9 protein-coding genes are annotated in these 12,768 nt (G+C 34.9%); all 9 read left to right on the top strand.

What is annotated here, in order from left to right; translation table 11 throughout:
- Positions 1 to 111 precede the first annotated feature (111 nt).
- The 9 genes from HMPREF1135_RS07710 (at position 112) to HMPREF1135_RS07670 (ending at position 12,698) form a co-directional block, all read left to right on the top strand.
- Positions 112 to 1,614: a hemoblobin-interacting domain-containing protein gene (locus HMPREF1135_RS07710; protein ID WP_007593848.1), complete on the top strand. Its 1,503-nt coding sequence runs from the start codon at positions 112 to 114 to the stop codon at positions 1,612 to 1,614.
- On the top strand, positions 1,614 to 2,681 hold the full coding sequence (locus HMPREF1135_RS07705; protein ID WP_007593846.1) for an FMN-binding protein: 1,068 nt from the start codon (positions 1,614 to 1,616) through the stop codon (positions 2,679 to 2,681). The genes HMPREF1135_RS07710 and HMPREF1135_RS07705 overlap by 1 nt, the downstream gene beginning before the upstream one ends.
- Before the next feature lie 228 nt (positions 2,682 to 2,909).
- Positions 2,910 to 3,236 (top strand): helix-turn-helix domain-containing protein, encoded by a 327-nt coding sequence (locus HMPREF1135_RS07700; RefSeq protein WP_007593844.1) that lies wholly within the window; start codon positions 2,910 to 2,912, stop codon positions 3,234 to 3,236.
- Positions 3,237 to 3,701: 465 nt separating this feature from the next.
- Positions 3,702 to 4,631 (top strand): Rpn family recombination-promoting nuclease/putative transposase, encoded by a 930-nt coding sequence (locus HMPREF1135_RS07695; RefSeq protein WP_007593843.1) that lies wholly within the window; start codon positions 3,702 to 3,704, stop codon positions 4,629 to 4,631.
- A gap of 703 nt (positions 4,632 to 5,334) precedes the next feature.
- Positions 5,335 to 6,570, top strand: a complete 1,236-nt coding sequence (locus HMPREF1135_RS07690) for an OmpA family protein (protein ID WP_007593841.1) — start codon at positions 5,335 to 5,337, stop codon at positions 6,568 to 6,570.
- Between the two features lie 283 nt (positions 6,571 to 6,853).
- Positions 6,854 to 7,162: an exonuclease domain-containing protein gene (locus tag HMPREF1135_RS14145; protein ID WP_255347319.1), complete on the top strand. Its 309-nt coding sequence runs from the start codon at positions 6,854 to 6,856 to the stop codon at positions 7,160 to 7,162.
- 88 nt (positions 7,163 to 7,250) lie between these two features.
- Positions 7,251 to 9,158, top strand: coding sequence for a TerB N-terminal domain-containing protein (locus tag HMPREF1135_RS07680; protein WP_007593836.1), 1,908 nt, complete (start codon positions 7,251 to 7,253; stop codon positions 9,156 to 9,158).
- Complete coding sequence (locus HMPREF1135_RS07675; protein ID WP_007593833.1) at positions 9,151 to 10,479, top strand: ATP-binding protein; 1,329 nt, start codon at positions 9,151 to 9,153, stop codon at positions 10,477 to 10,479. Before HMPREF1135_RS07680 ends, HMPREF1135_RS07675 begins: the two co-directional genes overlap by 8 nt.
- Positions 10,476 to 12,698, top strand: a complete 2,223-nt coding sequence (locus HMPREF1135_RS07670; RefSeq protein ID WP_007593832.1) for a DEAD/DEAH box helicase — start codon at positions 10,476 to 10,478, stop codon at positions 12,696 to 12,698. The genes HMPREF1135_RS07675 and HMPREF1135_RS07670 overlap by 4 nt, the downstream gene beginning before the upstream one ends.
- Positions 12,699 to 12,768: the final 70 nt, after the last annotated feature.

Below are 12,768 nucleotides of genomic sequence, written 5' to 3'. Positions count from 1 at the left end.
AAAGCAATTGACAATATAATTATTTTATGTAATACTCTGTAATTGAGTTAGGAGATACTAACGAATTAGGGTAATAGGTAATCAAATTTATTTTATATTCATGGAGGATTTATGAAGAAAAGATATCTATCTATATTGGCACCGGCAGCATTTGCATTGATGATAACAGGTTGTGGAAAAGCAGCTGATACAACCACTACAGCTGAGAGCAGCTCAGTACAGAGCGAAAGTCAGTCTGAGGTAAGCAAGGAGAGTAAGGCTGACATCGGTAATGAAAATTATGTTTATGCAAAGATAAGCATTCCATATGCTGACTACTACTATGGAGAGATAAATAATGTAGAGCCTGAGGCCAATCCTGAGAAGCTTACTGCAAAGCTTGATGCTCCGGATGCGGCAGCAGATATCAGAAGTGATGGAAATTATGATGCTGTAAGCTCTGTAACAAATAAGAAGGCGGAAATGTTTGCAACAGCAGTATCGGAAGTTGTTGGTGACGGATCAACAATTTCAGGAGTGAAAGATGTAAATGTTGCAATTTCAAAGTCACTGTATGAGGATGCAAAAAAGGCTATAGAGGAAAAGAAGGAGTCAACTAATCCTCTTCTTACATTTGTAGCTGAGATTACAGATACTACAGATGAAACTCCATCAGAGTATAAAGTATTAAATTCAGATGGTACATTCTCAAAGACAGTTGGAAATACTGTTAAAAATGATTTGGAGTCAACAATTACAACTACTTCAAATTATGGAAACTATCAAATAGAAGTAAAGGATCTTGAACTTGAGATTGGTGATGTTCAGGGTGTTGTTTTTGAAACAAAAGAAGGCAAGAAGTATGGTATGGAGCATCTGGAAAATATTTGGCGTTCACCTGCAGAACTTGCATTTGCAGCGGCACCGTTTACGGAGAATCATGGAAATGCAGTATCATATATTCGTTATCAGGACTTGCCGGGTCAGACTATTTCTAAGATTACATACTTACTTAAGGATGCCGATGATATAGAGATAGATACAGATTTGTTCTGCAAGCTTTTGGCACCTGAGAACTACAGCATTAAGGGTGATGAGAGCGCTAATTATACTAAGGACGGCTCACAGATTAAGTTTGAAATAACCTCAGATGACAGCAAGTACAGCATCGGAAGAATAGTTTCTAAGAAGAAAGATGTTGATATAGCAAATGTAAAGGAAGATAACGGTACTTTGAATCTTCCAAAGGACCTTGTACCCGGCAAGTATCAGTTTATATTTACAAATGATAAATATGCTGATTTGAATTTCACAGCTGTTATAAATTCAAATTTGAATGCGGAACAGTTCCACTTTGAGAATAATACTCTTAAACTTGATGAAAATGAGGCAGGACTTACTGTAAAGGATTATATAAGTGCTATTACTTATGCAAAGGTGAATGATACAGAGTACAAGGGTGGCAAGGGTAGAAAGTTTGGAAAAGTTGCATTTAATGAAGATGGAAGTATAAATCTGGATGCAAAATACAGTTCGGACGGTAAGGATGAGCCTGTATTTGCAGAAGCAGGAACATATACAGTTGTTCTTAAGGCTGACGGATATCCTGATTTAACAATTGAGGTAACAAAATAATGAAATTTGTCGCATGTCTTATTGTAGTATTGGCTTTTTTTGCAATTTTAGAAAAGCCTATAAAAAAACATGCAACATATTTTTATATTGCAACGATTTTAATAAGTATATTAACTATAATTGCACCTGAAAAAGGCTTGCCGTTTGTAGTTGATTATATTGCAAATGATATATTGGCGAGAGGCACCTTAGCAGGTGCTCTCTTTATACTTGTCATGGTGGCATCTGTATGTCCGGCTGCAAAAATGAGAGGATTACTGCTACGTACAAGAGGTGAAATGGCAATTATTGCGGCTTTATTTACCTTGATTCACAATATATCATATGGGCAGTATTATTTTGTAAAACTCTTTACAAATATATCTGAATTGGATGCACAGAGAATATTTGCGGCAGTATTTTCACTTATAATGATTATTCTTTTGATACCTTTGACAATAACTTCATTTATGGTTATCAGAAAAAGAATGAATCCTAAAAAGTGGAAATCGTTACAAAAACTGTCCTATGTATTCTATGGATTACTGTTTTTGCATATAGCAATGATATTCAGTATATCCATATTTTATGGTCATTTGGATACACTGTTTGATTTAACGGTTTATGCTGTTGTATATGTAGTTTACCTTGTTTTGAGAGCTATAAAGTATAAGAAACAAAGAGTTGTTTGTATAGTCTTTGTTGTGTTTATTTGTATTATTTACGCAGTCCTTGCTGTATTCGGATTTAGAGCGGCAAGAAAGAATGGAGAAGAAGCTGTGGAAGAGCAAAATACTCAAAACACAGTTTCATCAGATGCCTCATACAAAGACGGAACTTATGAAGGAAGTGCTACAGGTCACAGTGGAAAGATGACGGTATCTGTAACTATTGCTAATGGAGAAATCACTGAAATAAATATAGTTGATACAGGGGATGATGAGGAGTATTTAATAGATGCAAGGGATGTGATTCCTGAAATCATAGAAAAACAATCATTGGATGTGGATACTGTAAGTGGTGCTACACACAGTTCTAAAGGAATAATTAAAGCTGTAGGAAAAGCGCTTGAAAGTGCAATGGAATAATCTATTTATAATAGACCCGGGTGAGAACTTGGGTCTTTTTTATGTAATAAAATATTTAAAAATATTACAGCAAAATATATATACCTTACAAAAAAATTAAAATGTTAATATAAACTTTATTATTAATTCTTGTTATAATATTGTGATAATTTATACATTATAGTATACTTTATATAAGTTGTTCAACGAAATACCGAAGAGACGTACATGAAGACAGGAGGAGTGACTATGAACAGTATACGTAAATTGAGGCTACACAGGGGAATGACACAAAAGGAATTTGGTGATATTATCGGAGTCAAGCAGCAAACGGTATGTAAGTATGAAGGTAAAAATTCAAATGTAAGTTTGAGTGTACTGCAAAAGATAAGCGATAAATTTGATATACCGGTAGAAGAACTGCTTGAAGATAAGATAGACCATTATATAAGCACCGGTAGTAGAAAAAATGCAAGTAATGAAATAAAAGCGAATATAATAGCCAGAGTTAAAAGGTTAAACAATTACAAATTAAAGAAATTATTGGAATTTTTATCAATTCTGGATGAGGATTGAAAAGAGAATGACTTGGAAAAATATTAAATTTAAATTAGGAGGTGTAAAAAATTAAAGCCGTTTTTATAGCAATATCACCATATGATATTTGGCGTGATGCATAGTTTAATATGCAAGGCATTGTTTAATATGCTGAAATTAATTAAAATACAACGGAACGTGGTATCTGGTATTGCTAATATGGTGATAGTTTGTATAATGAAAGTATCAAACTTTTTACATGATGTTTGGTTTGATATCTTTTTTCTTATAGAAAGTAAACTTTCTAATCTGTGTATTCTAAAAATTCTAAAAAGTTCTAAACATCATGACATGTCGGTGCACCGACTATTTTCCAAACATAGCCGGGTATTTAATATTAAGGGCATAATACCCGGCTATATTTGATACTTCTGAAATCAAATCTGAAAACTTCTAAAGACAATGGAATCAAAAATAATTCTCTGATATAATAAAGGAGCAGATATGCAAGAAAAAGATATAACTCAAAAGATGCTTGAAAGACACAATGATGTTTTTTCGGATATAGTAAATGTATTGTTGTTTGACGGAAAGAAAGTGGTAGAGGAAGAAACACTTTTTGATGCCGTTACGGATAGTGCATTAAAAATAGACGGAAGAGTTAGGTTTCAAGACAGAGATGTTGCGAAATATTGGAAAGACAGTCAGATAAATATAGCACTTTTAGGAATAGAAAATCAGACAACACCCAATAAATTAATGCCGTTTAGAGTTATAAGTTATGACGGTACGGAATATGGTAAACAGTCAAGAACTGAAAATATTGATAAGAAAAAATATCCTGTAATTTCTTTAGTATTATATTTGGGGTTTGAACAGAAATGGTTGTACCCCAAAAATCTGCTTGGAATAATAGATGTTGATGAGAAATTAAGGCCATATGTAAATGACTATAAGATTAATTTATTTGAGATAGCATATCTGGACAGAGAAATAATAGATTCTTTTAAAAGTGACTTTTGGATACTTGCAGATTATTTGTATCAAATGCGGGTAAATAAGAATTATGTTGCAGATAAGAAGTTTATAGGTCATATAGAGGAATTACTGATGCTAATGTCCGCAATGACAGGAGATAAAAGGTTTGAGGAGATCATAGACGAAGCAAATGCGAAGGAGGTTGTGAATATGTGCGAAGTATTGGATATAGTTGAGGCAAGAGGAATAGAAAAAGGGATAGAAAAAGGAATAGAAAGAGGCAGAGAAGAAGGAATAGAAAAAGGTAGGGAAGAAGGTGCCGATTTAATAAGCAGGTTAAATATAATACTTGCTAAGGAAGGTGATCTGGACAAGATAATAAAAGCCAATACGGATAAGAAATATCGCAATGAGCTTTTAAAAAAGTACAATCTTTTAGGGGATTATGGAAAGTAAACATATTGATCAAAAAATCGCGATACCGACTTGGTACGCGATTTTTATAATGGTATTTAAATATTAAATTTGTATGATGAGCTATAAAAATTCACTGTGTTTTTTATGGCAATATGACCATAAGAAAATTGCCTATATGCACAGTTTTATGAAATAAATTTATTGAATACGCTAAAATTAATCGGAATACAACGGAACGTGGTATCAGGTATTGCCAATAGGGTAATAATTAGTATAATGAAACCATCAAACCTTTTACATGATGTTTGGTTTGATATCTTTTTTCTTATAGAAAGCTAGCTTTCTAATCTGTATTTTCTAAAATTCTACAAAGTTCTAAACATCATGACATGTCGGTGCACCGACTATTTTCCACACATAGCCGGGTATTTAATATTAAGGGCATCATACCCGGCTATATTTAATTCTTCTGAAAGTAAATGTATTGCTGTTTGGCGGAAATTAAATTTATATAAATATATGAATAAATACTTTGATGGGTTGATTTTCAACTCATTTTTACTTTTAAAATCTTGAATTATTATCAAATTATTAAGACGTACTATAAAAATTGTAAGTTCATTTTGCAAATGAAACATTGTACAATTACAGTGTTAAGAAAATCGGTTTGAACTGTGATAATAAATATCTAAATATCTTTAAAGTTTAAAACTAAAATTCAAATTGATACGGAGGTTTGTCTATGAAAAAATCAATTATTTTGGCAAGTGTCTTAGCTGTCAGTGTTTTAGCTGCCGGATGTGGAAAAGGCGCCGATAAGACAGAAAGCAAAGAAAGCAGCAGTGCTGTAGTTGAATCATCAAAGGAAGAAACTACTGCAGAGACTACAAAAGCTGAGAGTAAGGTGAATGAGGATGAATTAAAAGTCCCGGGGTATGCACTTGGAGAGATTCCTGAGGTTCCGGTTGTAGTATTGCCTCCACTTGGTATAGATGAGAATGCTGATGCAAAAATAAAAATGGACGCTACAAAAAGCCTTTCATCAGTGCCAGGTATTACAGTAACACCTGTTAAAGTTGAAAATGACCGGATTATAAGAGGTACAACATCGGTGCAGGTGGGTGAAAACGGTTCAGGACAGTATGCGGACGGAAATACTACGGTTCAGACCGAGGGAGACGGGTCCGGACAATACATTGACAGTGAAAAAGGAATTACTATACAAAGAGAAACCGACGGATCGGGACAATACTTGGATTCTAATAAAGGAATTACATTGCAAGTGGAAGCAGACGGATCCGGAAATTATTCAGATGACAGATATGGTATACATTTGATGGTAGATGCAGACGGAACAGGTTTGTATACCAAGTCGGAAACCAATTTAAGTATATCTGTAGATACTCAGTATGTAATATACAGAGATCAAAATATGGATATTGAAGTAAACGGTAACGGATCGGGAAGCTATAAGAACAAGAAAACAGGTCTCGGAATAGAGAATGACGGTAAGGGAAAAGCTGTTATTACATTTAAGGGTAAAGAGAAGGAAGTTGATGCAAAGCCGTTGGTTTTCTCATATAAACTGCCTTTACTCAGTGCGGTTCCTGCAGTGCCTGCAATAGAGGCAAACAGTATAATGATAACTCTGGATTCAGGAGTATTGTTTGATGTTGACAAATATAATATCAGACCTGATGCGGAGGAAACTCTAAATAATCTTGCAAAGATTTTAATAGAGTCAAATATAACCGATTTTGAAATAGACGGACATACCGACTCCGATGCGGATGATGCACATAACCAGACACTGTCAGAGAATCGTGCAAATTCTGTAAAGAGCTACTTACAATCTGCAGGTGTTACTGCCAATATTACTACAAACGGATATGGAGAAAGCAGACCGGTGGCAACAAATGAGACAGCTGAAGGAAAACAGTTGAATCGACGTGTAGAAATTATTATTCCGGTACTGTAAAGTTTGAGGCGTATGGTTAGACCATATGCCTTATTTTCTTGTTCAAACATTATAAATATAGTATTATAAGTATCGGTTAAAACATTAAGCTCACCTTTACAAGGCATTTTTATAGTACAGCATTTTATATATTATATAAGTATAAAATATTTGGGAGGCTGTTATGAAGCATATCGTAGTTGATTTGGAAATGAACAAAGTTGTAAAAGAGTATAGAAATCTTGGATGTACTATGGAGACTATTGAAATAGGTGCTATAATGTTGGATGAAAACTTTTAGGAGATATCATCATTCAGAACCTATGTAAAACCTGAGTACAATACAAGAATTACATCAATAGTGAGGGACCTGACAGGAATTACCTACGATATGGTTATAAATGCACCTAAATTTGACGAGGCAATAAAGATGTTTTCAAACCGGTGTCTTGGTGTAGATGATGCAAGAAATACAGCAAAGCTTTTCCATATTTTTAAAGATCGTGAACTGTTTGATAATACACTAAGTAAGATAGCGGAAGCTATGAGGCCTACAGATTTTGGAACATCTCTAGGCAGTCTGTTTGATTTGTCAAGTTTTGCTGTTGCATAATATTAGTGATGCCTACAGGTCTGAAACCTGATACAAGTTTTCTTGTAAGAGGATTCAGACCTTTTTGTGATTAAAGAAGGATGGACAAATGGAATTAAAGGAGCTGTTAGATTATATAAAAGAAAAACATAATATTGAAGAGTCCGACAGATGGGATAGCTCTTTAACTATGTCAAGACTGTGCCATCCTTTAACGGGAAAGATGATTGCGCTTCTTATAAAGGAGTGGAATTCCGATACCGGAAGATGGATGGAACATTGTGATTTGAAATATGAAGCAAGTTTATCTGACAGGATAAAAGAGTATATAGTTGATCCTTTGCGTATGCATGGTAGTAGTTGGATAGGCATATCATTTAATGATAAAACTGATAGAGATTATATATTTGAATTATTTGATAATGCGATATTGCAAGGCAATCCGTCTAAAGACACAGCTTTATCAGATACAGGTAAAAGTAAAACTGTATATACGGATACGCCTTTACCATTTGCAAAAGGGAGTGATTTTCTAAAGAAAAAGGAGTGTATCCCGGAGAAAATCACTGAAATGAGAAAACTGTATAGATATGATGATTATTCCGGACAATTAAGAGCTAGAAACTTCTATAGGCAGGCCAAGTTTATGGAAGATTATGAGGATGATTATCATGGGCAGGTATGTGATATTTCGGGTTATTTTACTACATACCATGATTTGAGTGATAAACAATTGAGAACTTATTTCACATGGAGAACTGAAGTTAGGAACGGCGTATATAACAAAACCTTTACATCCTTTATTTACCTATATATCTATGAGCTTCTTTGCGGCATAGGCAGTTCTTCATCTGTTGAGAGTTTGAACAAACTTAAAGAGTTTGAAGAAGAATTTATAGAAGGCGGTTTTTTAGAAGATAATACACAGATAAAAAGGAATTTACACAGATGGTATTTTGAGTATTTGCTTGTTAAAGGCTTTCCGGTGGATGAGGTAAAAAAATATATTGATAAAGAGATATTAGACAGAGATCATGCACTTGAAATTTTGAAAAAATCCGAAGATTATGAAGATATGGAAATATTTGATGCCATATGTTTTTTTGCCGGTAAGAGATTTTTAAATTCCGTAAGTATTAAAAAGGAAAGAGAGAAAAGTATAATTATATATGCCTATGTGTGGAAATATATATTAAAGAGCGGAAATATTGACGGCAAAAGTATATTTACACATTGCTTTGGGAGGCTGCAAAACAGAAGCATATATCCGTTATTAAATGCGGTTTATTGGAATGATAAAACAGAGGAAGATGCAGAATATATAGTAAACGGGGTGAGGTCTTATCATTGCAAAACAGGCAGGTGGAAGGAAAAATCTTATATAAGAGCATACTTTAATAAGAAGAAACTTGCATCTATAGTCCATGAAATTGACAGATTGATCAGAGATGAATTTAAGCTTGGATATTATTTGAAACCAAGTATTGAAGATACCCGGATTGCCACCATTATTGCATCTGCATTTAACGAAGCTCTTAAGAAAATAAAACACAATGAAAGAAACCTGATAAATATAGACTTTTCTGCATTAAAAAAGATTCGAAACGATGCGGAAATTACAAAGACAAGTTTGCTTGTAGATGAAGATTGTATACATTCTCAGGTGATAAATACAGATATAGTTGAAAAGGCTGATATACAAAATACTATCGAAAAGAATTCTATAAAATATAATGACGGTAATCAGAGTAAATCAGAAAACTTAGATTTTGATAAACCGCCGGAAATATCAGATAATATAAATTTAAAGATCCTAAAGTTTATTATTGCAGGAAAGGATTATAAAAGTCTGATAAAGTCAAATAATCTGTTTACATCAATTATTACCGACAATATAAATGAGACTTTCTTTGAAGATATAGGTGACAATATATTGGAATGTGAAGGCGATGAAATATATTTGGTAGAGGATTATAGAGAGGATATTTTGAATATCATAGGAGAGATATATGAATGAAGATAAAAAGGTACCTAAGAGAATTGCTCAAACATTGATTAATTCACTTAAGGGAGGTGTGGTTCCAAGAACAGGTTTGCCATATATTACAGTCGGCAGAAAAAACGAGATAGAGGCATTGCTGCATGATTTGGATATAGTGGCAGAAGGTGGTGCTTCATTTAGATTTATTGTAGGTAAATACGGTAGCGGAAAGAGCTTTTTATTACAGACTATAAGAAATTATGTGATGGATAAGGGCTTTATAGTAGCGGATGCGGATCTTTCGCCGGAAAGAAGGCTGCAGGGAACTAAAGGACAGGGGCTTGCCACATATAGAGAGCTTATAGGAAATTTGTCTACAAAAACAAAGCCTGAAGGTGGAGCAATAACATTACTTTTAGACAAATGGATAAATAATATTCAGACTGATTGTATAGAAAAACGTGGAGTATTACCGGGAAGCAAAGAACTTTTAGATGAGGTGGATAAGAAAATATTTACCGTAATATCCGGACTTTCAGAGATGGTCCACGGATTTGAGTTCGGTTCACTACTGTCTAAATACTATCATGCCTATATAGACGGGGACGATGAAACAAAGATGAAAATCGTTCGTTGGTTTAGAGGTGAATACAGCACAAAGACGGGTGCAAAAGAAGCACTTGGGGTTAATATAATTATCACAGATGAGGACTGGTATGAGTATTTAAAGCTGTTTGCTATGTTTTTCAGACTTGCGGGTTATAGCGGAATGATGATTATGGTAGATGAACTTGTAAATATATATAAGATACCTAATGCTGTTACCAGACAATATAATTATGAAAAGATGCTTACAATGTATAATGACACATTGCAGGGGAAGGCGAAATATCTCGGAATTATAATGGGTGCAACGCCACAGACATTGGAAGATAAGAGAAGAGGAATATACAGCTATGAGGCTCTTCGTTCAAGACTCTCGGAAGGTAAATTTTCAAAGCCGGGTATGAGAGATCTGCTCTCACCTGTAATAAGGCTTGAAGCACTGACTCCGGAGGAGATGCTTGTACTATGTGAAAAACTCTCAGATATGCATGCCGGACTCTATGGCTATAATAGGAAACTAAGTGATATAGAGTTGGATGATTTTATAAAACTTGAGTATTTTAGAATAGGAGCGACAGAAAATATTACTCCAAGAGAAGTTATAAGGGATTTTATTGAGCTTTTGGATCTTATATATCAAAATCCGGATTTAAAAATAAATGAACTTTTGGAATCTCCCGATTTCTCTTTTGCGAAGTCGGAGGCGGTATCAGATAATACCGATGAAAATTTTGTGGAGTTTACATTATGAACACGTATGAAAGATATGCTCCTTTTATAAGGGAATATATTTATAATTCGGGATGGCAGATGCTTAGATGTGTGCAAAATGCTGCTGCAGACGTTTTATTTAATACTGATGAAAACCTGCTTTTAACGGCATCTACAGCTTCAGGAAAAACAGAGGCGGCATTCTTTCCGATATTGACTTTGCTTGAGGAAAATCCTTCAAGCAGTGTGGGAGTACTTTATATAGCACCGCTAAAAGCTCTTATAAACGACCAGTTTTCAAGGCTGAATTTTATATGTGAAGAAGCGGATATTAAGGTAACAAGATGGCATGGTGATGTGACTCAGACCGGTAAGAGAAAACTGTTAAAAAAGCCTTCAGGTATTTTACAGATAACACCTGAATCATTGGAATCATTGATGATAAATAAGCATATGGAAATATCGTCTCTTTTTCATGATCTAAGATTTATAGTAATTGATGAAATACATTCTTTGCTGCGAGCTGACAGAGGTTTACAGACATTTTGTCTTATAGAAAGGCTTTGCAAGATGGCAGGATGTAATCCGAGAAGAGTGGGGCTTTCCGCTACCATAGGAAATCCGAGGCTTGCCGGGAATTTTCTTTCATCCGGAAGCAAGAGAAAAACATTGATACCTGAGTTTGATAGAGGAAAGGAAACCTGGAGATTATCAATGGAACATTTCTTTAATACAGAGCCGCAGGCTATTGATTATGAGGATACGGCAAAGGAGGTAAAAACCGGGTACGCACCGAAAGGCGCAAATCCCGGACTTGCTTATATATTTGAACATACAAAAGGGAAAAAGTGTCTGGTATTTACAAACTCAAGAGAAGAATGTGAGATTGTATGCCAACAGTTGAGACAGTACTGTGAGGTAAATCACGAATCCGACAGATTTTTAATACATCACGGCAATCTCTCAGCTTCATATAGAGAGAGTGCGGAAGAGGAGATGAAGGATGAGGATTCCTTGATATCGATATGTGCTACTGCGACACTTGAATTGGGAATTGATATAGGAAGACTTGAGAGAGCATTTCAAATAGATGCTCCTTTTACAGTATCCGGATTTTTGCAAAGACTTGGAAGAACAGGAAGGAGAGGAGCACCTTCTGAAATGTGGTTTGTGATGAGGGAAGATCACCCGGAGCCAAGAGCAATGATGCCTGAAATGATACCATGGTATCTTGTACAGGGTATAGCTTTGGTACAGCTCTATGTGGAAGAAAGATTTGTGGAGCCTCCAAGGCTTGACAGACTCCCATATAGTTTGCTCTACCACCAAACAATGAGCACATTAGCTTCAATGGGAGAAATGACACCTGCCGAGCTGGCATCAAGAGTTCTTAGCCTGTCTGCATTTAGAAGGATAAGTCGAGATGATTTTAGGCTTTTGTTGCTCCATTTGCTTAAGACAGATCATATAAACAGGACTGAAAACGGTGGACTTATAGTGGGGATTTCGGGTGAAAGAATTGTAAATAACTATAAATTTTATGCTGTTTTTCAGGAGAATATAGAATATTCCGTGAGAACTGATTCACAGGAACTTGGAACTGTTGTGAGACCACCGGAAAGAGGAGGTAAAGTTGCAATTGCAGGTAGAGTGTGGATTGTGGAGGAAGTAGATCATAAAAGAAGAGCAATATATGTAAGCTTGGTAAAGGGAAATATTCCGGCTTATTTTGGAGATGTTCCGGGAGATATACATACTCATGTACTGGAGAAAATGAAAGATGTACTCAGTTCATCAGATACATATATGTATTTGATGAGTCATGGTAGATGCAGACTGGCACAAGCCAGAGATTGCTCTAAAAAGGCCGAGTTGTCAAATAAGCCGCTAATACATCTTGGAGGGAATATGTGGGCTTTATTTCCATGGCTTGGAAGTCATGCGTTTTTGGCACTTGAGAGATTTTTAAAGGTACATTGTGCAAAAGAACTTGGACTTAAAGGTTTAAATCCCTCAAGGCCGTATTTTATACAATTTACTATGAATGTAAGTGAAAAAGAATTCTATAAGATAGTCAGCGAAAAAGCGGCAGAGGAAATAGATTCTATGTCTTTGGTTTATGAAAAGGAAGTACCTGTATTTGAAAAATATGATGAATTTGTTCCTGAAGAACTTGTAAGAAAGGGTTTTGCCTATGGAGTACTGGATATAGAGGGGATGAGAGAGCGGGTAATAGGTTGGAAGGATAAAGTAATTTGATGAAATACTGCAAGTGATGGAATATAAATATAATTTATGGCTTTTAATATAAAAAAATGTTATCTTAATA

Origin of the sequence: Lachnoanaerobaculum sp. OBRC5-5 (assembly GCF_000296385.1) — a bacterium.
GTDB lineage: Bacteria > Bacillota > Clostridia > Lachnospirales > Lachnospiraceae > Lachnoanaerobaculum.
The sequence above is the reverse complement of the archived record's forward strand: the minus strand, read 5'-3'. Positions and strand labels throughout refer to the sequence as shown.